Here is a 24,076-nt window from a genome sequence, read left to right as displayed (position 1 = left end):
CGCTCACCGGTTCAGGCCAGCAGCTCGGCGACGGCCGCCGCGAACACCTCGGAGTGACGGTCGACGTCCGCGGCAGTCGTCGCGGGCGACATCAGCGCCATGTTGTGGAACGGAGTGAGCAGCACGCCGCGGTTGGCGAGGTACAGGTGCAGGTAGTCCTCCAGCTCGGCGTCGGCTGCTCGGGCCGAGGAGGTCCCGTCGCGGGGGGCCGGGCGCACGAACCGGTACTCCGCCCGCGCGCCGAGCTGGCTGATCGACCACGGCAGGTCATGGGCCTCGATGACCTTGGTGACCGCGTCGGTGAACCGGGTCGCGAGCGCCGTCATCTGCGCGAACGCGGAGTCGGTGAGCACGTGCTCCAGCGTGGCTCGCGCGGCGGCGACCGACAGCGCGTTCCCCGCGAGCGTCCCACCCACCCCACCCATGTCGACCAGGTCCAGGTCATCGCGGTCGAGGATCGCGGCGGCCAACTCGGCGGACAGGCCGTACGCCCCGACGGGCACGCCTCCGCCGATGGCCTTGCCGATGGTGACGACGTCCGGCGCCAGGCCCCACGCGCCGGTGCAGCCGCCGGGGCCGGCCGATAGCGTGTGCGTCTCGTCGTTGATCAGGAGTGTCCCGTGCCGGCGGGTCAACCTGCGCACGGCATCGAGGTAGCCCGGCTCGGGCAGCACGATGCCGACGTTGGTCAGCGCGGGCTCCATGAGCACGGCGGCGACATCGCCGTGGGCGAGTTGCCGCTCGAGGCCGTCGACATCGTTGAACTCCGCCACCCGACTGGTCAGCGTCACCTCGCACGGGGCGCCGACGTTGCCCGGGCGGCTGACCCCCTCGCCGTCGTCGCCCACCACGATGAGCGACTCGTCGACGCTGCCGTGGTAGCAGTAGCTGTTGACCAGGATCTTCGGCCGGCCGGTGACCGCCCGCGCCAGCCGGATGGCCCACCGGTTGGCGTCCGTCGCGGTCAGCGAGAAGCTCCACCTCGGCAGACCGAACCGTCGGGTCAGCTCGGCGCCCACCCACTCGGCGTCCTCGGTGGGCATCATGGCGGTCGCTCCACCGAGCGTGGCCAGCCGCCGCATGACCGCTTCCGTCACCGGGGCCGGGCTGTGTCCCGCCATGGCCCCGGTGTCGCCCAGACACAGGTCGACGTAGTCGTGGCCGTCGAGGTCCACCACGTGACTGCCGCGCGCGGACTGCAGGTACAGCGGGAAGCCGGCGGCCTGCTTGTTCATCCAGGTCATCGGCACCCGACCGAACAGGTGGTCGGCCTGCGCGTACGCCGCAGCCGACCGCGGATTCCGTCGCACCTGGCTGTCGCGCTCGCGCGCCAGCAGGGAGGTGAGCCTGCCGCGGTCCATGGGTCCTCCTGTGCGTCCCGGCGGTGGCCGGGGGGCCGAGCATGTCGACGATGGAGCCGGAATCTACTCCGCGGAAAATCGCGCTGTCAACGGCGCTGACAGCGCTACTGACAGGGCTCTCGCTGGCGGCGCTTCGCACCATCGAGCGAGACGAGCCGTCTCCTGACCCGGCGGGGGTCCTGGTCACGACGGTGTGATCTGCTGGCACCAGCACGACCACGACGAGGGGACAGACTCCGATGGCGAAGCAACCCGATGCCGGAACCGGGGCCGCCCCGGATCCGACGTCAGGGCCCGCTCGCTCGTCAGCGGCGCGGAAGCGGGTGAGCCTCTCGCGGGAGGTCATCCTGCAGACGGCCATGCGACTGGCCGACAGCGAGGGGACGACGTTCCTGACGCTCACCCGCCTCGGACGTGCGCTCGGGGCCGATCCCACCGCGCTCTACCGGCATTTCCGCAACAAGGACGAACTCCTGCTCGCCATGGGCGACCAGCTCATGGCCGAAGCCATCGCCGGGATCGAGCCGGGCAGGAGCTGGCAGGACACGCTGCGCAGCGCCGCCTGGTCCATGCGGCGGGCCTACCTCGCACGTCCTGCGCTCGGGGCCCAGTCGGCCGCACGCTTCACCGGAGGCCACGCCGAGACGTCCCTCGTCGAGACGATCACCGCCGAATTGACGAAGGCGGGGCTCGAGCCCGACGTGGCCGCCCGGCACTGCCGGGCCTTCGCCGAGGTCGTCCTCGGGCACATCGGCATCACCGCGACCCTGCTCAGCCTCTCCGCCGAGCAACAGGAACTGGACGTCGCGATCGGCCTGCGTGTCTACGCCACCCCCGCAGCGGGCTCCGCGAGGCAGTCGACGGCCCGCACCCACGCCGCCACCGCCCTCGAGGACGAGAACGAGGTGTTCCACACGGTCCTGGAGACCTACCTGGAAGGACTCCGTGCCACCGTTGCGGCAGCACCGCACGGCCGGTGAGCTCACCCGTTCGACTGTTGCATGATCCAGATGGTCACGGCTCGGCGGTCACGGCGTGGCCCCGGCGGCGACCGGTGTGGTCCGGGTGGGAGCCTCCCACATCGCGACCGACGCGCCGCGCCCGACCGTCGACCGCCGGGTGAGGTCTCTTCGGCAACCAACCAGCGGTCACGGGTTGCCCACGTCCCGGTCACGACGTTCACGTTTGCGTATCGGCTCGGCCACGGAAGGATCCGTTCGGCTCGTCGGCCTGTCCCAATGGCAATCGGACGGCAACGGCACCATCGGCCGTTCTCCGACTCCATCATGGGGAGGTAAGTGATGGTCACTGGTCGAGGCTTGTCGTGGTCCGCGCTGGCTGCCGGACTCGTTCTCGCCGCCACCCTCGGCACCGCAGGCTGTAGCGCTGACTCCCGGAGCGCAGGGGCCGGCCACGGTCCGCCCGCGGCACCCCGGCATCCCGGCACCCCGGAACAGCGACCCGGGACGGACGTCGCGGCCGAGGACGATCCACAATCGACCTTCGCCCTCGACGTCGACACCGCGTCGTACGGCCACGCACGCCGCCTCATCACCGACGGCCGGTTGCCCGATCGGGCGACGGTCCGCCCCGAGGAGTTCGTGAACTCGTTCGCGCAGGACTACCCCGAGCCGGAAGGTGACGGGTTCGCGGTCCACGTCGACGGCGCCCAGTTGCCCGACGCGCACGAGCCGCAGCCGCCCGGCGACGTGCGCCTGATGCGGGTCGGCCTGCAGACCCGGCCGGAAGACTCGGAAACCCGGCCCGACGCCGCGCTCACCTTCGTGGTGGACGTCTCGGGCTCGATGGGCGAGCCCGGTCGGCTGGACCTGGTGCAGGACGCCCTGCACACGCTGGTCGACCAACTCCGCCGGACGGACTCGGTGGCTCTCGTCGCGTTCAGCGGAGAGGCGCGCGTCGTACGGGAGATGACCCGACTGTCCGACGCCGACGAGTTGCACGAGGCGATCGACTCGCTCCGGACCGAGAGCAGCACCAATCTCGAAGCCGGCCTGGTGCTCGGCTACCGGGCCGCCCGCGACGGCTTCCGGTCCGGCGCCACCAATCGGGTGGTCATTCTGTCCGACGGCTTGGCGAACGTCGGCAACACGGAGGCCGATCCGATCCTGCGCCGGGTGCGGGAGGAGGCCGACAAGCGGATCGCCCTGCTCGGGGTCGGCGTGGGCAGCGAGTACGGAGACGAGTTGATGGAACGGCTCGCCGACCGGGGCGACGGGTTCGCCGTGTACGTCAGCGAGCGCGCGCACGCCCGGGAGGTGTTCGTACGGCAACTGCCGGCCACGTTGAGCGTGCGCGCCCTGGACGCCAAGGTGCAGGTGACCTTCGACCCGGCGGTCGTGCGGTCCTACCGCCTGATCGGCTACGACAACCGCGCGGTCGCCGACGAGGACTTCCGCGACGACCGGGTCGACGGCGGCGAGGTGGGCCCGGGGCACAGCGTGACCGCGCTGTACGCCGTGCGCCTCACCGACGACGCCGCCCGAACCGCGCAGGTGGCCCGCGTACAGGTGCGGTGGCTCGATCCGAAGACCCGCGAGGCGGACGAGACCTCCGGGTCGGTGACCGTGGGCGACCTGGGCGGACGGTTCGACGCGGCCTCACCCCGGTTGCGCACGTGCTACGCGGCCGCCTACTTCGCCGAGGCGTTGCGCGGCGACGGCCGGCACCGGGAGGTACGGCTGCCCGAGCTGGCGACCATCGCCCGCCGGGCCGCGACGGACACCGGCGACCGCGAGGTGGACGACCTCGCCGACCTCATCGACCGCGCCCGCGATCTCGACTGACGCCGTTTGCACCCCGGTTGCGCTGTTTGCGCCTCCTGCCGGCTCCTGCCTCCGCTGTTTGAGGTGACGGTCCGGGGGAAGACGCCGCTATCCGTCCGAGAGAAAGGCCCGAAGATGGACGACAACGAGTTCATCGGCTTGGTGGCGAAGCGCTCAGGAACGTCATCGGAGCAGGCGACCGCCCTCACCCGGGCCACGCTGACGACCCTGGCGGAACGGATCGACGGCGGCGAGGCGCGTGATCTCGCCGGCCAGCTACCCGAGGGGCTGCAGGCGTACGCGTTCGCCCCCAGCGAGACCGGCGAGCGGTTCGGATGCGACGTGTTCGTGCAACGGGTCAGCGGACGCGCCGACGTGGCGGTGACCCAGGCGAAGGACGGAGTGACCGCGGTGTTCGACGTCCTCCGAGAGGCCCTCACACCCGACGGGTACGACGACGTCGTGTCCCAGCTCCCGGCGGAGTTCGGGGAGGTCGCCGACCTGACCGCGCCCTTCGTGCAGCGCACCCGCGGCTAGCGGCTCGGGGTCCAGAGCCATTCCACGGTGGGCCGGGGGCGAGCCGAGGGGCACGCCCGCCGGCTACGGACAGTCCGGAGGAGGCCGCCGTGGCCGCCGATGAACTCCGGCGTCGGGTCGGGTCGGCCCGGGTGGCCCGGCTGGCCACCGTCGGGGACGACGGCACTCCGCACCTGGTGCCGGTGTGCTTCGCCCTGCTCGGCGACGTCGTCTACCACGCGGTCGACGAGAAGCCCAAGCGTCACCGGCGGCTACGCCGGCTGGAGAACATCCAGGCGACGGGGAACGTCTGCCTGCTGATCGACGAGTACGACGAAGACTGGTCGCGGCTGTGGTGGGTTCGGCTGGACGGGCACGGCTGGCTGGTGGCGGACCCCGCCGAGGAGGCCGCGGCCCGCGCGGCGCTGGCCGACAAATATCCCCAGTACGTCCAGCGCCCACCAGCCGGGCCGGTGGTCGCGATGCGGGTGACCCACTGGTCGGCGTGGTCAGCGGCGGAAGCGGACCCGACCAGGTGAGACCCCGCCGGGGTGTCTCAGCGGGTCGGGGCGAGGGCGTCGAGCACCTCGTCGGCCCGCCGCAACGAGGCCTGCGCGTCGGCGCGGGGTGAGCCGATCTCCGGGTCGAAGTTGAGGTCGACGAACAGTTCGGTGATGCCGGCTTCGGCGAGCCTGCCGAGATCCGACCGGATCTGCCCGAGGGTGCCGGTGAGCGGCTCGCGCTCGGCCGGGCCCGTCCGGCGTACCCGGACCGCGCCGCGGCAGACGAATCGCAACGAGCGGGGATCGCGCCCGGCGTCCGCCGCGGCGGCCTTGACCGTCCCGACCGCCTCGCCGATGCCGGTCAGGTCCGCCTGGCTGCCGCTGACCCAGCCGTCGGCGAGCCGGCCGGCCCGGCGCAGCGCCGCGGGCGCGTGGCCGCCGAGCAGAATCGGCGGGTGTGGCCGCTGCACCGGCTTCGGCTCCAGACGCGCCGGCGGGACCTGGTAGAACTCACCGCGATGCGCGACGACGTCGTCCTGCCAGAGGGTCCGAAGCACGGCGAGGAACTCCTCGGCCCGATGCCCCCGCCGATGCTTGCTCACCCCCGTCGCCTGATACTCCTCGTCCGCCCAACCGAGGCCGAGTCCGACGTCCAGCCGCCCGCCGGCGAGGATGTCGAGGGTCGCGGTCTGCTTGGCCAGCACCACCGGCGAGATGAACGGCATGTCGAGCACCGCGACGCCGAGCCGGATCCGCGTGGTGTGGGCGGCCAGGAACGCCAGCGTGGTCAGCGGGTCCTGGACGCTGTGGTACGTCTCGCTCCAGCCGAGGTCGGCGGGAACCAGCAGGCGCTGGAACGTCCACAACGAGTGGTAGCCGAGCAGTTCCGCGCGGCGGGCGACGTGGACCATGTTCTCCGGGGTGGCCCACGAACCGGAGACGGGCGGGGCGAATCCAACCTCCACCCCGGCACGGTACCCAACGCTGTCCCCGCCGGGCGCGGGAACGGCCAGCACGGTGGGCGCGGTGCCGCACCGGCCACCCCGCGTACAGCCGTACCGCGACGCCGCGGCGTGCTGCTGGGCTAACCTCTGACCGGGGGCCACCCCCTCCCGAAAACCCGATCTCCCTTCGCACCTCGCCCTGTCACGGGCGCGACATCCGGTATGGCAACGGCATGTGCGGGGGCGCAGATGACAGCTCGACCTCAAGGTGCGCCGTGGCGGTCCGCGGACTTCCGGCTCGTGGTCGCCGGTCAGACCGTCACCCAACTCGGTACCGACGTCACCACGATCGCCTTCCCACTGATCGCCGTGCTGCTCCTGGACGCCACCCCGTGGCAGCTGGGCGTTCTGGTGGCCGTGCAGAACGGCGCGTTCCTCCTGCTCGGCGTGCCCGCCGGCGTCTGGCTGGACCGGCGCCGGCTACGACCGGTGCTGATCGCCAGCGACCTCGTCCGGTGCGCCGCGCTGGTCACGGTGACCGTGGCGGCCGCGCTGTCGCGGCTGACCCTGCCGCTGCTCCTGACGATGGCTGCGGTGATGGGCGTGATGCGGGTCGTCTTCGACATCGGTCATCAATCCTACCTGCCGAGATTGCTGGACCGGAAGGATCTGCTCCGGGGCAACTGCACCGTGGAGGTCGTCCGGTCCTCCGGGCAGGTCGCCGGTCCCAGCCTCGGCGGCTGGCTCACCCAACTGGTGGGCGCCACGAACACGCTGCTGGTCGACGCGGTGAGCTTCCTGGTCAGCGCGGCCTGCCTGGCCCGGATCAGGGCGCGCGAGCCCACGCCCGCACCGACCGGGCGAGCCGACACGGTGCACCAGGCTCGGGAGGGGTTGACCTTCGTCCTGGCGAATCCGGTCCTGCGCGCGATCGCCGCCACCGGTGCCCTGTCCAACCTGCTGTTCACCGCCGCCACCGCGCTGATCATCCTGTTCCTGGTCGACACCGTGGGGTTCGCTCCCGGTACGGCCGGCATGCTGATTTCCGCCGCCCCGGCCGCGGCCCTCCTCGGCGCCGCCACGGCCGCCCGGCTCGCCCGCCGCGTCGGCTCCGCCCGCATCATCTGGCTGTCCCTCGCGGTGAGCAGCCCGTTCAACCTGCTGGTCCCACTGACCGGCCGGGGCTGGGGTGCCACCCTCTTCGTCGCGGGTCTCCTCGGCAGCGGGATCGGCCAGGTCATCTACGGCATCGCACAGATCACCTACCGGCAGTCCACCGTTCCCGCCCGGCTCCAGTGCCGAGTCAACGCCAGCATGCGGTTCCTGGTCATGGGTACGCTCCCGCTCGGCGGGCTGCTCGGCGGCGCCCTCGGGGGACTGCTCGGCGTCCGCCCCACCCTGTTCCTCATCGGGGTCGGGCTCACGCTGGCGCCCGTCCCGCTGCTGCTGTCCCCGCTGCGCCACGCCCGAGACGTGGACGACCTGACCCCGCAGCCGGAGGCTTTCCCGGCACCACCCTCGACGAGCCGCCCGGCGGCAACCGCAGCTCCGGCGCGTCGCCGGGCCGGTGCGGCTGGTCGTGGCAGCGGCACCACCTGTCGTCCGCGCTACCCGGCTCGGGTCGGTCCGCGGAGAGCAGGTCGGTGGCGGCCTCCGCGACGACGCCGGCCATGACATCGCCGGGTCGACGTCGGGAGGGCGGGTCGGCGGCCGCAGGGCCGGTCGGCGCGCCCGTGCTCCGGCAAGCCGCCGGCGACGGCGCGGCGGTGACCCCGCGGGTCGTCAGCCGGCGCGGTTCAACGCCCGCCTGTTGTTGCGCCCGCTCCCGTACTCGGGGACGCGGTAACCGGCGTCGCCGAGCATCCGGCGCGCGGCGTCGAGTCCGGTCAGCGCCGCCCCGTAGGCGGTCACCTCCCGCTGGAAGTGCTCGACCTTGGCGTACCAGAACTTCAGCTCCGGGTTCATCCCCTTCGCGTTGATGTAGTTGACGATGTCGGCCTCGGGGGTGATGCCGTGGCGGGCGTAGCAGCGATCGAAGCGGGCCTTCGTCCGCTCGTACTTCTCGGTCATCGCGGTCAGGCTGGCTTCGGCCTCCAGCAGCCTGGCCTGCAGGTACTCCACGTAACCGCGAGGTACCGACGGGGCGGTGGGCGCCGACCGGGGCGCCGACACAGCGACCATGGCGATCACCCGACCCGGCGGACGAGGCGTCCGTGCCAGGTGCGGGAACCGGCCGACGCGAACGCCCGCCAGCTCCGGGCCGGCGCCCGCCATCGACGAACGGATCCACTCTGGAACAGCATCATTGGCCGCCCTCCTTCCCACGCGGTGATGGGGTCACCTCGCGCCCTTGGCGGGTCAGCCGGCACCTCAGCGGCACCCACCGATGACCTGGATACCAGCCGACGCGGATCGACGCGGGAAGCCGCTCGGGGCAGCACCGCCCCTGCACCCGCCGCAACGCAGTGACGTCCTTCTACCCCCGCCGACGGCTGACTATGCATGCCTGTCGGGTCCGGTGCTCAGCTGTTCTGTGGGAAGCCGAGGTTCACCCCACCGTGGGACGGGTCGAGCCACCGGCTGGTGACCACCTTGGACCTGACGAAGAAGTTCACCCCTTCCGGCCCGTACGCGTGCGCGTCACCGAACAGTGAGTCCTTCCAGCCACCGAAGGAGTAGTACGACACCGGAACCGGGATGGGGACGTTCACCCCGACCATGCCTACTTCAACCTGGTTCTGATAGCGGCGCGCCGCGCCGCCGTCGTTGGTGAAGATTGCCGTGCCGTTGCCGTACGGGTTGGCGTTGACCAGCTCGACGGCGGCGTCGTAGCTGGGCACCCGTACCACCGAGAGCACCGGTCCGAAGATCTCGTCGGTGTAGATGGACATGTCGGTGTCGACGTGGTCGAAGAGGGTCGGCCCCAGCCAGAATCCGGCTTGCTCACCGTCGATCGGGTGGCCCCGCCCGTCGACCACCAGCTGCGCCCCCGCCAAGCGGCCGGCGTCCAGGTAGGACAGCACCCGGTCGCGGTGGGCGCCGGTGACCAGCGGTCCCATCTCGCAGCCCGGGCGACGGCCGTCGCCGACACGCAGCGCGGCCATCCGCTCGCTGATCTTGGCGACCAGCTCGTCACCGACGGGGTCAACGGCCACGACGGCGGAGATGGCCATGCACCGTTCACCGGCCGAGCCGAAGCCGGCCGAGACGGCGGCGTCCGCGGCGAGGTCGAGGTCGGCGTCGGGCAGTACGACCATGTGGTTCTTCGCCCCACCGAGCGCCTGCACCCGCTTCCCGTGGTGGGTGCCCGTCCGGTAGACGTGGCGGGCGATCGGGGTGGAGCCGACGAACGAGATGGCCTTCACGCTGGGATGCTCGAGAATCCGATCGACCGCTTCCTTGTCGCCGTGCACGACATTGAGGACACCGTCCGGTAGCCCGGCCTCCGCGAAGAGCTCCGCCAGGAAGTTCGCCGACGACGGGTCCTTCTCGCTCGGCTTGAGCACCACCGTGTTGCCGCACGCGATCGCGTTCGGCACGAACCAGAGCGGCACCATCGCCGGGAAGTTGAACGGGGTGATCACGCCGACCACGCCGAGCGGCTGGCGGATGGAGTACACGTCCACCTGGGTCGAGGCGTTCTCGCTGAACCCGCCCTTCAGCATCTGCGGGATCCCGCAGGCGAACTCGACGTTCTCCAGCCCGCGTTGGATCTCCCCCGCCGCGTCGGACAGCACCTTGCCGTGCTCGGCGGTGATGATTTGCGCGAGGTCGGACCGGCGGGCATGGAGGCGTTCCCGGAAGGAGAACATCACGTTCGTCCGCTGGGCGAGGGACACGGTACGCCATCGGGAGAACGCCTCGCCGGCGGCGGCGACCGCTTCGTCGACGACCTCGGCGGTCGCGAAGTCGACCTGTCCGGCCACCTGGCCGGTGGCGGGGTCGTAGATGTCTCCGGTGCGTTCGGCGACACCGTTCCACGGCTTGCCGCCGATCCAGTGCGTGGTCCTCATCCGAGTTGCGGCGTGGAACCCGGCCGTTCAGCGCCGGGGGCAACGCCGCTCCCCCCTCTCAATGCTCGGCTTACACAATGGACTGGCATGATGTGAGATATGGGTGAGGTGGTGAAGCGGGCGTACAAGTACCGCTTCTACCCAACCCCCGAGCAGGCCGACGTGCTCAACCGCACCTTCGGCTGCGTGCGCCTGGTCTATAACCGCGCCCTCGTCGAACGCACCCGCGTGTACGCCAACGAGCGCCGGTCGATGACCTACGTCCAGTCGTCGGCGGCGCTCACCGAATGGAAGAAGTCCGAGGAGCTGGCGTTCCTCAACGAGGTGTCCAGCGTCCCGTTGCAGCAGGCGCTGCGGCATCTGCAAGCCGCGTTCGGGGCGTTTTTCGCCAAACGCGCCCGCTACCCCCGGTTCAAGTCGAAACGTAAGTCTCGGCCGTCGGCGGAGTACACCCGCTCGGCGTTTAGGTGGCGTGACGGGCGGCTCACCCTGGCGAAGATGACCCAACCGTTGAACATCGTGTGGTCCCGGCCCCTGCCCGACGGTGCGCAGCCGTCCACCGTCACAGTGTCCCGCGATGGGGTTGGGCGTTGGTTCATCTCCCTCCTGGTCGAGGACCCCACCGTCCAGTCTCTGCCGCCATCGGATCAGGCGGTCGGGATCGACGCCGGGATCACGTCGCTGGTGACGCTCTCCACCGGAAAAAAGATCACCAACCCACGCCATGAACGCGCCGACCGGCGCAGGCTTGCTAAGGCGCAGCGGGACCTCTGCCGCAAGGAGAAGGGCTCCAACAACCGGGCCAAGGCCCGGCTGAGGGTCGCTCGTGTCCACGCCCGCATCGCCGACCGCCGCCGCGACCACCTGCACAAGCTGACCACTCGACTCGTCCGCAAAAACCAAACGGTCGTGATCGAAGACCTCAACGTGCGCACCATGCTTCAAAACCACTCGCTGGCCCGCGCCATCTCCGACGCTGCATGGTCTGAGCTGCGGGGCATGCTGGAGTACAAGGCGCAGTGGTACGGCCGAACGGTGATCACCGTGGACCGCTGGTTTCCGTCGTCCAAGCTGTGCTCCGCGTGCGGGGCGCTGCAGCAATCGCTGCCGCTGTCCGTCCGGCAGTGGACCTGCCCCTGCGGCGCAGTCCACGACCGGGACATCAACGCGGCCCGCAACATCCTCGCCGCCGGGCTGGCGGAGAGGTAAAACGCCTGTGGAGCTGGTGTAAGACCTCAACGGAGACCTCCGGGCAGGCAATCGGCAGCGAAGCAGGAAACCACGCGGGCGACCGTGGGAATCCCCTCCCCTAAGGGAGGGGAGGAAGTCAACGCTGCTGCACCTCCTTGGCCACGGCCTCGATCGACTGGGTGAGGATCTCGAGTGCCTCTTCCGCCTCGGCCTGGGTCAGCGTCATCGGCGGCGCCAGGCGGATGACGTTGCCGTACAGGCCACCCTTGCCGACGAGCAATCCCCGGTCCCGGGTTTCCTCCAGCAGCGCCACGGCAGCCGCCGGGTTGGGCTCGCCGTCGGGTCCGACGAGCTCCAGCGCGATCATCAGGCCCTTGCCGCGGACGTCACCGACCACGGGTTGCGCCGCGGCGACCGCGCGCAGGCCGTCGAGCAGACGGCTGCCCAGCCTTCCGGCGTTGGCCTGGAGGTCGTGCTCCAGCAGGTAGTTCAGCGAGGCCAGAGCGCCGGTGGTGGCGAGCGGGTTGCCACCGAAGGTGGAGATGGAGTTGGCCCGCAGGCAGTCCGTGAGGTTGGCACGGGCGACGACGCCCCCGATGGCGAGACCGTTGCCCAGGCCCTTGGCGAAGGTGATCGCGTCGGGCACGACGTCGTGCGCCTGGATGCCCCAGAAGTGCTCGCCGGTGCGGCCCCAGCCGGTCTGCACCTCGTCGGAGACGAGGAGGATGCCGTACTCGTCGAGCACCTTCTTGAACTCGCCGAACAACCCGTCGGGCGGGGTGGTGAAGCCACCGACCCCTTGGATCGGCTCGACGATCATGCAGGCGACGTCTCCCGCCGTGGTCGTTTCGATGACCTCGCGCAGGTCCGCCACACAGGCCTTGATGTAGTCCGCGTCGGACAGTTCGCGGAAGGGGCTCCGGTAGCGGTAGCCGCCGTGCACCCAGCTCACCTTGATCGGGCTGAGGGCGCTGGCCGACCAGCCGCGGATGCCGGTGATCGCGACGGTGGCGAATGCGCGGCCGTGGTAGGAGTTGCGCAGGGCGAGCACCTGCTCGCTGCGGCGGTACTGGGTGGCGAGCATCAGCGCGGTCTCGTTCGCCTCGGTGCCCGAGTTGGTGAAGAACACCTTGGCGTCCGGGATGCCGGACAGCTGTGCGATCTTCTCCGCGAGTTCGACCTGCGACTTGATCAGGTAGAGCGTGGACGAGTGCAGCACGCCGGTGTCGAGCTGCGAGCGAATCGCGTCGCTGATCTCGGCCACGTCGTAGCCGATGGCGTTGGTGAGAATGCCGGCGAAGAAGTCGAGGTAGGTTCGTCCCTCGCGATCGGTCACCCGGCGACCGTGCGCGCTGGCGATCTCGATCGGCTGCTCGTAGTACAGCGCCAGCCAGTTCGGCATCACGGACCGGTGTCTTGCCAGCAGCTCGCGGTGCGCCATCGCGTCCTCCCGTATCTCGCCCGTACGGCGAGTGTGGCGGCAATCGTTGTCCAACCGCTACGCACAACCTGTGCCGCTTCGGGGGCAACGGCATTACGTTCTGTGCAGTCCCTCCCACAGGAAGCCGCGATGTATCCCTCCGTCGCAGAAGCCATCGCGCTGCCGGTGATCCGGCGCGCGAAGCCGCACGTGGTGGCCGGGTCGGCCGGCATGCAGGGCCGGGTCCGCTGGGTCCACGTGGCGGAGGTCGCCGACATCGCGCACCTGCTGCGCGGCGGAGAACTGGTGCTGACCACCGGAATCGCGCTGCCGGACGAGGCGGCGGCGCTGACGAGGTACGTGGCCGACCTGGCCGCGGTCCGCGCGGCGGGACTGGTGATCGAGTTGGTCCGGCGGTGGAGTGACGGGATACCGGAGGCGCTCGTGGCAGCGGCCGACCGGTACCGACTCCCCCTGATCACGCTCGCCGAGGAGACGAGGTTCGTGTCCGTCACCGAGGCGGTGGTGGCGCTGATCGTCGACGCGCAGCTCGCCGAGCTGCGGGCTGCCGAGCAGGTGCACGAGACGTTCACGTCGCTCACCGTGGCCGGGGCGGAGCCGGCCGAGGTGCTGCGCGAGGTGGCCAGGATCTCCGGGCTGCCGGTGGTGCTGGAGACGCTGGGGCACGAGGTGCTCGCGTACGACGCGGCCGGGCAGAATCCCACCGAGCTGCTGGCCGACTGGGGTCAGCGGTCCCGGTCGATGGCCGCGCCGGAGCGGACCGCGTACGACGAGGAGTCCGGCTGGTTGGTCACGATGGTCGGCGCGCAGGGCGCGGACTGGGGGCGCCTGGTCCTGCTCTCGCCGGCTCCTCCGCCGCACCGGCACGTGGTGGTCGCCGAGCGGGCCGCGTCGGCGCTGGCGGTGCATCGGCTGGTGGCACGCGATCGGGAGAGTCTGGAGCGGCAGACGCACCGGATGTTGCTCGCGCAACTGGTCGGTCAGGCGGTACCGCCCCCGGATCTGGCCGCCCGGGCGGCCGCGCTGGGCGTTGGCCTCGAGCGACGGCAGCTGGTCGGGGTGGCGATCCGGCCCGCGACCGGGACGCCGCGCGCCCCTGCGCTGGCCTGGCAGGAGGTGTTGCGCGACCTGGCGGAGGCGACCGCGTTGGCCGCGCGGCGGGTGGCCGTGCCCGCCCTGGTGGGGGTCGTGGACGACACGAGCGTTCGGGCGTTGTTGTCGCTGCCCGCGCAGGCCGGGGTCGACGCGGTACTGCGCCGGTTGGCCAGAGAGGTGCATCGTTCCGCGGCCGCTCCGGTGCTGGTGGCGGTCGGCACCACGGTGTCCCACGTCGCCGAGGTGCGCCGCAGCCTGGGCGAGGCCGCGCATGTGGCGGGGGCGGCCCTACGCTCCCCCGGCACGCAGCTCTACCACAAGCTGGACAATGTGCGCCTGCGCGGCCTGCTGCATCTGTTGCGGGAGGACGAGCGGGTCCGGGCATTCGCGGACCGCGAGTTGGGTCCGCTGTTGGCGCGGGACGCCAACCAGCGCACCCGGCTCGTGGAGCTGTTGCGCTGCTTCTGCGAGCAGGGCGGGAACAAGTCGGCGGCGGCCGCCGCCGCGCACCTGTCCCGCACGGCCTACTACCAGCAGCTGTCGCGGATCGCGCAGGTGCTCGGGGTGTCGCTGGAGGACCCGGAGTCGATGCTGTCGCTGTACGTCGCGCTTCTGGTGCACGAACTCGACGAGGCGTGACGGGTCAAGGGTCCAGCAGGAGTTGCGAATCGAGCCACCGCGCCGATTGACAGCTCGGTGCGGCCGTGCGGGTGGACACAGTGTGCCCTGATCACGGCAAGCGTGGACACTTTGCCGCTGCCCGTGGCGGGCCCGGGACACCCACCATTCCGAGATAAAGATCGAGCTGATCCGCCCCCACCCGCAGCACCCGCGCCGCTTGGCCGGCCACTGTTGCGGCAGCGCAACAGCGAGGTGAGCGATGGCCGTTGAACCCCTGCCCCCCGCCGAAACCACCGCGGTCGAGCCGGGCACCCAGATCACCCATCCCGATGGCCGAGTCGAGCTGCGTGACTTCTCCACGATCGCCGACAGCCCGTACTTCAACGAAGAGCTCGCCCCGGTACCCATCGAGAAGCGCACCTGGACCACGTACAACTTCGCGGCGCTGTGGATCGGCATGGCGCACAACATTCCCACCTACCTGCTCGCCGCCGGGCTCATCCAGCTCGGCATGAACTGGGTGCAGGCGTTCCTCACGATCACGCTGGGCAATCTGCTCGTCCTGATCCCGATGCTGTTGAACAGCCACGCGGGCACGAAGTACGGCATCCCGTTCCCGGTCTTCGCCCGCGCGTTCTACGGCGTCCGCGGCGCGAACTTCCCGGCCCTGCTCCGCGCCTTCATCGCGTGCGGCTGGTTCGGCATCCAGACCTGGATCGGCGGCGAGGCGATCTACGCCATCGCCGGCAAGCTGCTGGGCTCCTGGTGGGTCGACGCGGCGACGGTGATGGACCACCCGTGGACGCTGTGGGCCTCGTTCTTCCTGTTCTGGGCGATCGAGATGGCGATCATCTGGCGGGGCATGGACACCCTGCGGCGCTTCGAGAACTGGGCCGCACCGTTCGTCATCGTGGTCGCCGTCGCCCTGCTGATCTGGGTGCTGGTCAAGGCGGGCGGGCTCGGCCCGATCCTGTCCCAGCCGTCGAAGCTGGGCTGGGGCGCCGACTTCTGGAAGCTGTTCGCGCCGGCGCTGATGGGGATGATCGCCTTCTGGGCGACGCTCTCGCTGAACATCCCCGACTTCACCCGGTTCGGCGGCAGCCAGCGGCAACAGGCGTACGGCCAGATCCTCGGGCTGCCGACCACGATGTCGTTCTTCGCCCTCCTGTCGATCATGATCACCTCGGGCACGGCCGTCATCTACGGTGAGGCGATCTGGGACCCGATCCAGCTCGCGGCCAAGTTCGAGAACCCGCTGGTCGTCGCGCTCGGCCTGTTCACGGTCGTGGTCGCCACGCTGTCGGTGAACGTCGCGGCGAACACGGTCAGCCCGGCGTACGACTTCTCCAACGCCCTGCCCCGACTGATCAACTTCCGGACCGGCGGCCTGATCACCGGCGTGCTCGGCATCCTGATCCAGCCGTGGCGCCTGGTGCAGGACCCCAACATCTACATCTTCGTCTGGCTCGGGTTCTACGGCGGCCTGCTCGGCGCGGTCGCCGGCGTACTCATCGCCGGGTACTGGGTCCGCTACCGCACCAGCCTCCAACTGCCGGCCCTCTATCGCCCCGAGGGCAGGTACTGGTTCTCCGGCGGGTGGAACTGGGCCGCCATCGTCGCCACCATCGTCGGCGCGGTCCTCGCGGTGGGTGGCGCCTACTCCGCGCCCGGTAAGGGGCCGTTCCCGGAGGACGGGCTCATCCCGTTCCTCAAGCCGCTCTACGACTACAGCTGGGTGGTCGGGCTGATCGCCGGGTTCCTCGTCTACCTGGCGCTGTCGATGCCACGCACCGCGCACGCGAAGGGGGAGAACGTATGAGCAACATCGTCCGAGCCGGGCTGGTGCAGCAGAAGTGGACCGGCGACAAGGAGTCGATGATCGCAGGAGCGGTCGAGGCCATCCGCAGCGCCGCCTCGCAGGGCGCACAGGTGGTCTGCCTGCAGGAGCTGTTCTACGGCCCGTACTTCTGCCAGATCCAGGACGCGGACTACTACTCCTACACCGAGGCGATCCCGGACGGGCCGACCACCGCCCTGATGCGCGAGGTCGCCGAGCAGCACGGCGTGGTGCTGATCGTGCCGATGTACGAGCAGGAGCAGCCCGGTGTCTACTACAACACCGCCGCGGTGATCGATGCCGACGGCACCTACCTCGGCAAGCACCGGAAGAACCACATTCCGCAGGTGAAGGGGTTCTGGGAGAAGTTCTACTTCCGGCCGGGAAACCTCGGCTATCCGGTGTTCGACACCGCCGTGGGGCGGATCGGCGTCTACATCTGCTACGAGCGGCACTTCCCGGAGGGCTGGCGGGCACTGGGCCTGGCCGGCGCGAAGATCGTCTTCAACCCCTCCGCCACGAGTCGCGGCCTCTCGGAGTATCTGTGGCGGCTGGAGCAGCCGGCGGCGGCGGTGGCCAACGAGTACTACGTCGGCGCCATCAACCGGGTCGGTGTGGAGCCGTTGGGCGACAACGACTTCTACGGCCAGTCCTACTTCGTCGACCCGCGCGGGCAACTGGTCGGCGACGCGGCGTCGGACACCGAGGACGAGGTCGTCGTCCGCGACCTGGACATGGACAAGCTGGCCGAGGTCCGTGACCTGTGGGCGTTCTACCGCGACCGCCGGCCCGACACGTACGAACCGCTGGTGACGCCATGAGCATCGTCATCCGGAACGGAACAGTGGTCAACGCCACCGGGGCATACCCGGCGGACGTGCTGGTGGAGGGCGAGCGGATTGCGGCGCTCGCCGCGCCCGACTCGGGTCTGGCCGAGCAGTGGGCGGCCGGTGCCGAGCGGGTGATCGACGCCGCCGGGAAGTACGTGGTGCCGGGCGGCATCGACGGCCACACGCACATGGAGATGCCGTTCGGCGGCACCTTCTCGGCGGACAATTTCGAGACCGGAACGATCGCGGCAGCCTGGGGCGGCACGACGACCATCGTCGACTTCGCCGTACAGGGCAAGGGCACGTCCGTGCTGTCCGCGCTGGACAAGTGGCACAGCAAGGCCGACGGCAACTGCGCGATCGACTACGGGTTCCACATGATTGTGTCGGACGTCAACGACACGTCGCTGAAGGAGATGGAGGCCTGCATCGACGCGGGCGTCAACACGTTCAAGATGTTCATGGCCTATCCGGGGGTCTTCTACGCCACTGACGGGGAGATCCTGCGGGCGATGCAGAAGGCCCGGGACACCGGGTCGATGATCATGATGCACGCGGAGAACGGCATCGCCATCGACCAGCTCGTCCTCCAGGCGCTGGCCAACGGTCAGACGGAGCCGGTGCAGCACGGCCTGACCCGGCCGCCCGAGCTGGAGGGCGAGGCCACCTCGCGGGCGATCGCGCTGGCCAAGGTCACCGGCGCGCCGCTGTACATCGTGCACCTGTCCGCCGCGCACGCCCTGGACGCGGTCACCCAGGCCCGCGACACCGGGCAGAACGTGTTCGCGGAAACCTGCCCGCAGTACCTGTTCCTGTCGTTGGAGGATCTGGCCAAGCCCGACTTCGAGGGCGCGAAGTACGTCGCCTCACCCCCGCTACGCTCGAAGGAGCACCAGGCGGAACTGTGGCGGGGCCTGCGCACCAACGACCTGTCGCTGGTGTCGACCGATCACTGCCCCTTCTGCTTCAAGGATCAGAAGGAGCTGGGCCGGGGCGACTTCTCCAAGATCCCGAACGGGATGCCCGGCGTCGAGCACCGGATGGACCTGCTCTATCAGGGCGTCGTGAAAGGCGAGATCACCCTGCCGCGCTGGGTGGAGATCAGCTCCACCACGCCCGCCAGGATGTTCGGCCTTTATCCCCACAAGGGCGTCATCGCGCCCGGCGCGGACGCGGACATCACGGTGTACGACCCGACGGCCAGGCAGACCATCTCGGCCAGCACCCACCACATGAACGTGGACTACTCCGCGTACGAGGGCATGGAGCTGACCGGGAAGGTCTCCACCGTGCTGTCCCGTGGTCGGATCGTCGTCGACGACGACGCCTTCCACGGCGCGGCCGGGCACGGCAAATTCCTCAAGCGCGATCTCAGTCAATACCTGGTCTGACCAAGGAGGAGCCGTGGACTTCGGTGTCGTACTCCAGACCGACCCGCCCGCTCGCGACGTCGTGGCGGGCCTCACCGCCGCCGAGGACAACGGGTTCCGCTACGGATGGACGTTCGACTCCTGCGTGTTGTGGCAGGAGCCGTTCGTCATCTACTCGCAGGTGCTCGCCGCGACCAAGCACCTGATCGTCGGGCCGATGGTGACCAACCCGAGCACCCGGGACTGGTCGGTCACCGCGTCGCTCTTCGCCACCCTCAACGACATGTTCGGCAACCGCACGGTGTGCGGGATCGGCCGCGGCGACTCGGCCCGACGGGTCATCGGCCAGCCGCCGGCGAGCCTGGCCACGCTGAGAGAGGCCATGCATGTGATCAAGGAGCTGGCCGAGGGCAACGAGGTCGAGCATCACGGCACACCGGTGCGCATTCCATGGGTGCGGGACGGCAAGCTGGAGATCTGGATGGCCGCCTACGGCCCGAAAGCGTTGCGGCTGGTCGGCGAGCAGGCCGACGGCTTCATCCTGCAGACGGCCGACCCGGACATCGCCCGCTGGACGATCGGCTCGGTACGCGACGCGGCCATCGCCGCGGGCCGAGACCCCGACTCGATCACCATGTGTGTGGCTGCACCTGCCTACGTGGGCACGAATCTTGCGCACCAACGGGATCAGCTGCGCTGGTTCGGCGGCATGGTCGGCAACCACGTGGCCGACCTGGTCGCCCGCTACGGCGACTCCGGAGTCGTGCCGAAGGCGCTGACCGACTACATCAAGGGCCGCGAGGGTTACGACTATTCACACCACGGTCGCGCCGGCAATCCGTCCACCGACTTCGTACCCGACGAGATCGTCGACCGGTTCTGTCTGGTCGGACCCGAGTCGGCGCATGTCGACCGACTGCAGGAGCTCAAGGAGATCGGGGTTCACAACTTCGCCCTCTACCTCATGCACGACGACAAGGAGAAGACCCTCACCGCGTACGGCAAGGACGTGATTACGCAGGTCTGACGCGCCGGCTGCGCCGCTGCACGGGTCAGCGGCGCAGCCGGCGGAGCCACTCGCAGTCGTGGCCGACGCGGCGGTGGTGGTCTGGCCTACCGGCAGGGTGGCCGGGGGCGTGGATCAGCCGAGCGACCGCCACTGGTTCGCCTCGCCCGGCGGCCGAGGTGGATCTGGAGCGCAGCGGGGTTCACGGAGCTGGCCGCAGCCGCCGAAGACCGGATCAGCTGACGTTGACCGAAACGTACTTCGTGTCGAGGTACTCCTCGATGCCTTCCCGGCCGCCCTCGCGACCGAACCCGCTGGCCTTCACGCCGCCGAAGGGCGCGGCGGCGTTCGACAGGACGCCCCGGTTGAGGCCGACCATGCCCACGTCCAGCCGCTCGCAGACCCGCAGTGCGCGGTCGAGGCTGCGGGTGAAGACGTACGAGGCGAGGCCGTACTCCGACGAGTTGACCTCGGCGAGCACGTCCTCCTCGGTGGCGAACGTGGCGATGGGCGCGACCGGGCCGAAGATCTCCTCCCGCAGGATGATGCTGTGGGACGGCACGTCGGCGAGCACCGTCGGCGGGTAGAAGTAGCCCACCCCGTCGTCGCGGGTGCCACCGGTCACCACGCTGGCGCCATCCTGGATGGCCCGGTCCACCAGGCCGGCGACCTTGCTGACGGCGGCCCGGTCGATGAGCGGGCCGAGCATGACGGACTCGTCCACGCCACGGCCGACGACCAGAGCGCGGAAGCGCTCCGCGAGCCGGTCCGCGAAGGGCCGCGCCACGGCTTCGTGGACGTAGAACCGGTTGGCGGCCGTGCACGCCTCACCGTTGTTGCGCAGCTTGGCCTTCATCGCCTCGTCGACCGCGTGGTCGAGGTCCGCGTCGTCGAAGACGATGAACGGTGCGTTTCCGCCGAGTTCGACCGATACCCGCAGCAACTGGTGTGCCGACTGCTCCACGAGCTTCTTGCCGACGGCCGTGGATCCGGTGAAGGAGAGCTTGCGCAGCCGCGGGTCCGCGATCAGGGGCGCGGTGAGTTGCTGCGGCGAAGAGGTCGGCAGCACCGACAGCACGCCCTCGGGCAGACCTGCGTCCGCCAGGATCTGGGCGAGCGCGAGCATGCTGAGCGGGGTCTGGGCGGCCGGTTTGACGATCATCGTGCACCCGGCGGCCACCGCCGGGCCGATCTTCCGGGTGCCCATCGCGAGCGGAAAGTTCCAGGGCGTGATGAACAGGCACGGTCCGACCGGCTGTTTCATCGTCCACAAGCGAGTCTGCCCATCGGGGGCCGTGGCCCAGGTGCCCGCGATGCGGACGGCTTCCTCGGAGAACCAGCGGAAGAACTCGGCGGCGTAGAGCGCCTCGGACCGGGACTCGCTGAGCGGCTTTCCCATCTCCAGGGTCATGAGCAGGGCCAACTGGTCGGCCTTGTCGACCATCACCTCGTACGCCCGGCGCAGAATCTCCCCGCGCTCGCGTGGCGGGGTCCGCGCCCAGTCGACCTGGGCGGCGACGGCCGCGTCCAGGGCCCGCGTGCCGTCGGCCGCCGTGGCGTCGGCCACCTCGGCGATCACGACCCCAATCGCCGGGTCCTCCACGGACAGGGTGGCGCCGTTCGACGCCTTCGTCCAGCGGCCGCCAAGGAAGAGGTCCTTGTGGACATCGCCGAGCACCGCCAGCTCGGCCGGGGTGAGCTGCGGGCCGTCCGGCCTCGCCTGACTCATTCCGCTCCCTTCGCGGCCAGTTCCTCCGAGAGGATCGGCACGGCCGTCGTCGCGGCATGGATGCCGAGGACGCTGGCGATCTCCATGACCTCGAGGATCTCGCCGGCCGTGGCGCCGTAGCCGACCGCGTTCTTCATGTGCAGCTTGAGGCCGGGCACGTACAGGTGCGTCGCGGCGGCGTCGAAGGCGATGTAGACGAACTCCTTGACCTTGGGCTCCAGGACGCCCTTCCGCCACGGCACGGAGGAGAATTCGGTGTACGCCTCGAACAGCTCGGGGTCGAGCTCGAGCATCTCGTTCCAGAACTCGTGCCAGTACCCGCGGTTGGCCGTGAACTCGGCCTTGAGCCGTTCCTGGTGTTCGGTGAGCTCGGCGGGCCCGGTGCGCAGGCCGGCCTCTTCGAGGACCTCAACCAGCAGCGGCACACCGATGTTCATGGCGTGGATCCCGAGCGTGCTCGTCAGCTCGATGACCTCCATGATCTCCTGCGCCGTCGCGCCGTGGGAGAGGGCGGCCCGAATGTGCTGGCGGATGCCGGGCTCGTACAGATGGGTCGCCGCCGCGTCGACGGCGATGTAGATGAGTTCCTTGGTCTTGGCGTCGAGATGGTTCTTGCGCCACGGGACGGCGGAGAACTTCAGGTAGGCGGCGAGGAAGTCGGGGTCGAGCTTGAGGATGCTCTCCCAGATCGGCCCCCAGGTGCCTCGAACGTCGACGAACGCGGCCTTGAGCTGTTCCTGTTCAGCAGTGAGCGACACGATGATCAATTCCTCTGCCCGCGCTGTCGCGCGAGTGGACAGGCCGCCCGCCGGGCGGGACGGCACAGCTTATTCGAAAGACGCAAATATGGTCTGAGCTGCGGATCGAACGTGGTCGGCGCAGAGCGCGGAGGCACGCTCCGCATCCTTCGCCTCGATCGCCTCCACCACCGCCCGCAGCTCCGATACGGCCCCGGCTCGGCGCCCTGGCCGCGACAGCGACCGCGCCCGCAGCACCTGGACCTGGCCTTGAATACCTTCCAGCAGTTGCTTCAGCACGTCGCTGCGAGCACCGGCGATGAGGACGCAGTAGAACCTGTCCTTCGCGGCGAGGACCTCGCCAACCGGGGCCGCACTGGCGGAGACCTCGGCGAAGACGTCGAACGCCGCGCGCAGCCGCCGGACGTCGTCCTCGCAGGCGCGATGGGTGAACCGGTTGACGATCAGCGACTCGAGACCCGCTCGGACGTCGTAGAGGTCCTCCGCCTCAGATCGCGACAGGGTCCTGACCACCGCCCCCTTCTGCGGGATGGTGATGATCAGTCCCTCCGCCTCGAGTTCCCGCAACGCTTCCCGGACGGTGGTCCGGGAAACGCCGAGGCCCTCCACCAGTTCGCGTTCCACCAGGCGCTGCCCCGGCTGTAGGCGGGCGTCGAGGATGGCCTGCCGCACCGCGTTCGTCACCTGCGCCCGCAAGGGGGCGGCGGTGCGCTGCACGCCCGCCGATGTCCACGACTGAGCCAGGCTCATGAGATCCTCTTCAACTGCCGAAGGATTGTCTGACAATATTCTAGTCAGACTGATCCGGCTGCTCGGGGCTGCTGCGGTCAGCGACACAGCGGGCGACCTCGGTGTGGTCGGCGCCCGGGCCCAGCCGTTGGTCGGCACGGGCCCACTGCTCGATCGCCGCCTCGCCGAGCGCGCTGGGCAAGCCGACCTGACGAGCGAGATCGGCGGCGATCCGCATGTCCTTGAGCATCAGGCGGAGCGCGAAACCGGAGTCGAAGGTGCCCGGCAGGATGAAGTTGGGCCACTTGTTCTCGGTCGAACCACTGCGCCCGCTGGAGCCGTTGAAGATCTCCAGCATCACGCTCGGATCGAGACCGAACCTCTCGCCGGCGAGCATCGCCTCGCTGGTCACCCAGAGGTGGGTGGCCGAGAGCAGGTTGTTCAGGGCCTTGACGGCGTGGCCCGCGCCCACCGGGCCGGCGTGCTTGACCACGCCCAGGTGCTCCAGGAGACCGCGCGCCCGGTCGACCTGGCCCGGCTGGCCGCCCACCATGATGGTGAGCGTGCCCGAGCGAGCGCCCTTGACCCCGCCGGAGACCGGGGCGTCGACGAGGTCGACGCCCTCGCGCGTGCGGAGGTCGTCGGCCAGTTGCCGGGTGCGCAGCGGCTCCGAGGAACTCATGTCGATCACCAGGGTGGCCGGCTTGAGGCTGCCGCGGATCTGCGCCATGACGGCTTCGACGACGGTGGAGTCGGGAAGCATGAGGACCACGACGTCGCTGCCGACGACCGCCTCAGCCGGGGACGGGAACGCCTGCCCGCCGGCGGCGGTGAGGTCGGCCCGAGCGGTCTCGGAGAGGTCGAAGCCCCGGACCGCCACCCCGGTCGCCACCAACCGCGCCGCCATCGGCAGGCCCATTGCACCGAGGCCGATGAAGGCCACCGAGTTGTCACTCGTCATCGCGCAGCTCCTTCAGGACCCGTTCCGCCACCCGGAAGGACTCCAACGCGGCGGGCACCCCCACGTAGATCGCGGTCTGCATGAGGGTCTCCTGGATCTCCTTCTCGGTCGCCCCGTTGTTGACCGCTCCCCGGACGTGGACGCCCAGCTCGTGTGAGCGGTTGAGCGCGGTCAGCATCGCCAGGTTGAGCAGGCTGCGGGTCTTGCGTTCCAGGCCGTCGCTGGACCACACCACGCCCCAGCAGTACTCGGTGACGAGCTCCTGGATCGGCCGCGAGAACTCGCTGACGCTGCCGAGGGACCGGTCGACGTGTTCCGCCCCGAGGACCTCCCGTCGCACCTTGAGCCCCTGCTCGTACGACTCCTCGTGAGTGCCCTGCGCCGTCAT

Annotated in this window: 21 protein-coding genes; 11 read left to right on the top strand and 10 right to left on the bottom strand. The window is 70.0% G+C overall.

The window, feature by feature from the left end:
• Nucleotides 1-11 precede the first annotated feature (11 nt).
• Entirely contained in the window at nt 12-1,361 is a 1,350-nt protein-coding gene (locus tag I8N68_RS14310) for a transaminase (RefSeq protein WP_200210447.1), read from the bottom strand.
• 239 nt (nt 1,362-1,600) lie between these two features.
• On the opposite strand from I8N68_RS14310, the gene I8N68_RS14305 reads away from it, so the two are divergent.
• The 4 genes from I8N68_RS14305 to I8N68_RS14290 all read left to right on the top strand — a co-directional run bounded on the left by I8N68_RS14305 (nt 1,601) and on the right by I8N68_RS14290 (nt 5,199).
• On the top strand, nt 1,601-2,341 hold the full coding sequence (locus I8N68_RS14305) for a TetR family transcriptional regulator (RefSeq protein WP_200210446.1): 741 nt from the start codon (nt 1,601-1,603) through the stop codon (nt 2,339-2,341).
• A 321-nt stretch (nt 2,342-2,662) separates the two neighbouring features.
• The gene (locus tag I8N68_RS14300; RefSeq protein ID WP_200210445.1) at nt 2,663-4,165 is read left to right on the top strand and encodes a vWA domain-containing protein; all 1,503 of its coding nucleotides are present in this window, start codon (nt 2,663-2,665) and stop codon (nt 4,163-4,165) included.
• Between the two features lie 114 nt (nt 4,166-4,279).
• Nucleotides 4,280-4,681 carry a DUF2267 domain-containing protein gene (locus tag I8N68_RS14295; RefSeq protein ID WP_200210444.1) on the top strand — a complete coding sequence of 134 codons (402 nt, stop codon included), beginning with the start codon at nt 4,280-4,282 and terminating at the stop codon, nt 4,679-4,681.
• A gap of 89 nt (nt 4,682-4,770) precedes the next feature.
• Nucleotides 4,771-5,199, top strand: a complete 429-nt coding sequence (locus I8N68_RS14290; protein WP_200210443.1) for a TIGR03668 family PPOX class F420-dependent oxidoreductase — start codon at nt 4,771-4,773, stop codon at nt 5,197-5,199.
• Nucleotides 5,200-5,216: 17 nt separating this feature from the next.
• On the opposite strand, the gene I8N68_RS14285 is transcribed toward I8N68_RS14290, so the two are convergent.
• Entirely contained in the window at nt 5,217-6,128 is a 912-nt protein-coding gene (locus tag I8N68_RS14285; RefSeq protein WP_307812827.1) for a TIGR03619 family F420-dependent LLM class oxidoreductase, read from the bottom strand.
• Between the two features lie 228 nt (nt 6,129-6,356).
• On the opposite strand from I8N68_RS14285, the gene I8N68_RS14280 reads away from it, so the two are divergent.
• A complete protein-coding gene (locus I8N68_RS14280) occupies nt 6,357-7,781 on the top strand; it encodes an MFS transporter (RefSeq protein WP_200210442.1) in 1,425 nt (474 codons plus the stop codon).
• Between the two features lie 108 nt (nt 7,782-7,889).
• Here the strand turns inward: I8N68_RS14280 and I8N68_RS14275 are convergent, their stop codons facing one another.
• Nucleotides 7,890-8,288 (bottom strand): hypothetical protein, encoded by a 399-nt coding sequence (locus I8N68_RS14275; protein WP_200210441.1) that lies wholly within the window; start codon nt 8,286-8,288, stop codon nt 7,890-7,892.
• 341 nt (nt 8,289-8,629) lie between these two features.
• Nucleotides 8,630-10,120 carry a CoA-acylating methylmalonate-semialdehyde dehydrogenase gene (locus tag I8N68_RS14270; RefSeq protein ID WP_200210440.1) on the bottom strand — a complete coding sequence of 497 codons (1,491 nt, stop codon included), beginning with the start codon at nt 10,118-10,120 and terminating at the stop codon, nt 8,630-8,632.
• 99 nt (nt 10,121-10,219) lie between these two features.
• Here I8N68_RS14270 and I8N68_RS14265 point away from each other — a divergent pair, with 99 nt between their 5' ends.
• Nucleotides 10,220-11,329, top strand: a complete 1,110-nt coding sequence (locus tag I8N68_RS14265; protein ID WP_200210439.1) for an RNA-guided endonuclease InsQ/TnpB family protein — start codon at nt 10,220-10,222, stop codon at nt 11,327-11,329.
• A gap of 118 nt (nt 11,330-11,447) precedes the next feature.
• Here I8N68_RS14265 and I8N68_RS14260 read toward each other — a convergent pair whose 3' ends face one another.
• Entirely contained in the window at nt 11,448-12,752 is a 1,305-nt protein-coding gene (locus I8N68_RS14260) for an aspartate aminotransferase family protein (RefSeq protein WP_200210438.1), read from the bottom strand.
• A 129-nt stretch (nt 12,753-12,881) separates the two neighbouring features.
• Here I8N68_RS14260 and I8N68_RS14255 point away from each other — a divergent pair, with 129 nt between their 5' ends.
• The 5 genes from I8N68_RS14255 to I8N68_RS14235 all read left to right on the top strand — a co-directional run bounded on the left by I8N68_RS14255 (nt 12,882) and on the right by I8N68_RS14235 (nt 19,532).
• The gene (locus I8N68_RS14255) at nt 12,882-14,486 is read left to right on the top strand and encodes a PucR family transcriptional regulator (protein ID WP_200210437.1); all 1,605 of its coding nucleotides are present in this window, start codon (nt 12,882-12,884) and stop codon (nt 14,484-14,486) included.
• Between the two features lie 241 nt (nt 14,487-14,727).
• Complete coding sequence (locus I8N68_RS14250; RefSeq protein WP_200210436.1) at nt 14,728-16,287, top strand: NCS1 family nucleobase:cation symporter-1; 1,560 nt, start codon at nt 14,728-14,730, stop codon at nt 16,285-16,287.
• Complete coding sequence (locus I8N68_RS14245) at nt 16,284-17,126, top strand: nitrilase-related carbon-nitrogen hydrolase (RefSeq protein ID WP_200210435.1); 843 nt, start codon at nt 16,284-16,286, stop codon at nt 17,124-17,126. The genes I8N68_RS14250 and I8N68_RS14245 overlap by 4 nt, the downstream gene beginning before the upstream one ends.
• The gene (gene hydA / locus I8N68_RS14240) at nt 17,123-18,526 is read left to right on the top strand and encodes a dihydropyrimidinase (RefSeq protein WP_200210434.1); all 1,404 of its coding nucleotides are present in this window, start codon (nt 17,123-17,125) and stop codon (nt 18,524-18,526) included. Before I8N68_RS14245 ends, hydA begins: the two co-directional genes overlap by 4 nt.
• 13 nt (nt 18,527-18,539) lie before the next feature.
• The gene (locus tag I8N68_RS14235) at nt 18,540-19,532 is read left to right on the top strand and encodes a TIGR03842 family LLM class F420-dependent oxidoreductase (protein WP_200210433.1); all 993 of its coding nucleotides are present in this window, start codon (nt 18,540-18,542) and stop codon (nt 19,530-19,532) included.
• Nucleotides 19,533-19,746: 214 nt separating this feature from the next.
• Here I8N68_RS14235 and I8N68_RS14230 read toward each other — a convergent pair whose 3' ends face one another.
• From I8N68_RS14230 to pcaC, 5 genes are all read right to left on the bottom strand, one after another.
• Nucleotides 19,747-21,240 (bottom strand): NAD-dependent succinate-semialdehyde dehydrogenase, encoded by a 1,494-nt coding sequence (locus I8N68_RS14230; protein WP_200210432.1) that lies wholly within the window; start codon nt 21,238-21,240, stop codon nt 19,747-19,749.
• The gene (locus I8N68_RS14225; protein WP_200210431.1) at nt 21,237-21,998 is read right to left on the bottom strand and encodes a carboxymuconolactone decarboxylase family protein; all 762 of its coding nucleotides are present in this window, start codon (nt 21,996-21,998) and stop codon (nt 21,237-21,239) included. Before I8N68_RS14225 ends, I8N68_RS14230 begins: the two co-directional genes overlap by 4 nt.
• A gap of 69 nt (nt 21,999-22,067) precedes the next feature.
• Nucleotides 22,068-22,748 carry a GntR family transcriptional regulator gene (locus I8N68_RS14220; protein ID WP_200210430.1) on the bottom strand — a complete coding sequence of 227 codons (681 nt, stop codon included), beginning with the start codon at nt 22,746-22,748 and terminating at the stop codon, nt 22,068-22,070.
• Nucleotides 22,749-22,788: 40 nt separating this feature from the next.
• Complete coding sequence (locus I8N68_RS14215) at nt 22,789-23,688, bottom strand: NAD(P)-dependent oxidoreductase (protein WP_200210429.1); 900 nt, start codon at nt 23,686-23,688, stop codon at nt 22,789-22,791.
• On the bottom strand, nt 23,678-24,076 hold the full coding sequence (pcaC, locus tag I8N68_RS14210) for a 4-carboxymuconolactone decarboxylase (RefSeq protein ID WP_200210428.1): 399 nt from the start codon (nt 24,074-24,076) through the stop codon (nt 23,678-23,680). Before pcaC ends, I8N68_RS14215 begins: the two co-directional genes overlap by 11 nt.

Origin of the sequence: Micromonospora coerulea, assembly GCF_016598485.1 — a bacterium.
Classification (GTDB): domain Bacteria; phylum Actinomycetota; class Actinomycetes; order Mycobacteriales; family Micromonosporaceae; genus Micromonospora; species Micromonospora coerulea.
The sequence above is the reverse complement of the archived record's forward strand: the minus strand, read 5'-3'. Positions and strand labels throughout refer to the sequence as shown.

Excerpts from the sequence above, each read along its gene's own strand:
- I8N68_RS14310 (WP_200210447.1), bottom strand. The coding sequence starts at position 1,361 with ATGGACCGCGGCAGGCTCACCTCCCTGCTGGCGCGCGAGCGCGACAGC.
- I8N68_RS14305 (WP_200210446.1), top strand. The coding sequence starts at position 1,601 with ATGGCGAAGCAACCCGATGCCGGAACCGGGGCCGCCCCGGATCCGACG.
- I8N68_RS14300 (WP_200210445.1), top strand. The coding sequence starts at position 2,663 with ATGGTCACTGGTCGAGGCTTGTCGTGGTCCGCGCTGGCTGCCGGACTC.
- I8N68_RS14295 (WP_200210444.1), top strand. The coding sequence starts at position 4,280 with ATGGACGACAACGAGTTCATCGGCTTGGTGGCGAAGCGCTCAGGAACG.
- I8N68_RS14280 (WP_200210442.1), top strand. The coding sequence starts at position 6,357 with ATGACAGCTCGACCTCAAGGTGCGCCGTGGCGGTCCGCGGACTTCCGG.
- I8N68_RS14275 (WP_200210441.1), bottom strand. The coding sequence starts at position 8,288 with ATGGTCGCTGTGTCGGCGCCCCGGTCGGCGCCCACCGCCCCGTCGGTA.
- I8N68_RS14270 (WP_200210440.1), bottom strand. The coding sequence starts at position 10,120 with ATGAGGACCACGCACTGGATCGGCGGCAAGCCGTGGAACGGTGTCGCC.
- I8N68_RS14265 (WP_200210439.1), top strand. The coding sequence starts at position 10,220 with ATGGGTGAGGTGGTGAAGCGGGCGTACAAGTACCGCTTCTACCCAACC.
- I8N68_RS14260 (WP_200210438.1), bottom strand. The coding sequence starts at position 12,752 with ATGGCGCACCGCGAGCTGCTGGCAAGACACCGGTCCGTGATGCCGAAC.
- I8N68_RS14255 (WP_200210437.1), top strand. The coding sequence starts at position 12,882 with ATGTATCCCTCCGTCGCAGAAGCCATCGCGCTGCCGGTGATCCGGCGC.
- I8N68_RS14250 (WP_200210436.1), top strand. The coding sequence starts at position 14,728 with ATGGCCGTTGAACCCCTGCCCCCCGCCGAAACCACCGCGGTCGAGCCG.
- I8N68_RS14245 (WP_200210435.1), top strand. The coding sequence starts at position 16,284 with ATGAGCAACATCGTCCGAGCCGGGCTGGTGCAGCAGAAGTGGACCGGC.
- hydA (WP_200210434.1), top strand. The coding sequence starts at position 17,123 with ATGAGCATCGTCATCCGGAACGGAACAGTGGTCAACGCCACCGGGGCA.
- I8N68_RS14230 (WP_200210432.1), bottom strand. The coding sequence starts at position 21,240 with ATGAGTCAGGCGAGGCCGGACGGCCCGCAGCTCACCCCGGCCGAGCTG.
- I8N68_RS14220 (WP_200210430.1), bottom strand. The coding sequence starts at position 22,748 with ATGAGCCTGGCTCAGTCGTGGACATCGGCGGGCGTGCAGCGCACCGCC.
- I8N68_RS14215 (WP_200210429.1), bottom strand. The coding sequence starts at position 23,688 with ATGACGAGTGACAACTCGGTGGCCTTCATCGGCCTCGGTGCAATGGGC.
- pcaC (WP_200210428.1), bottom strand. The coding sequence starts at position 24,076 with ATGACGGCGCAGGGCACTCACGAGGAGTCGTACGAGCAGGGGCTCAAG.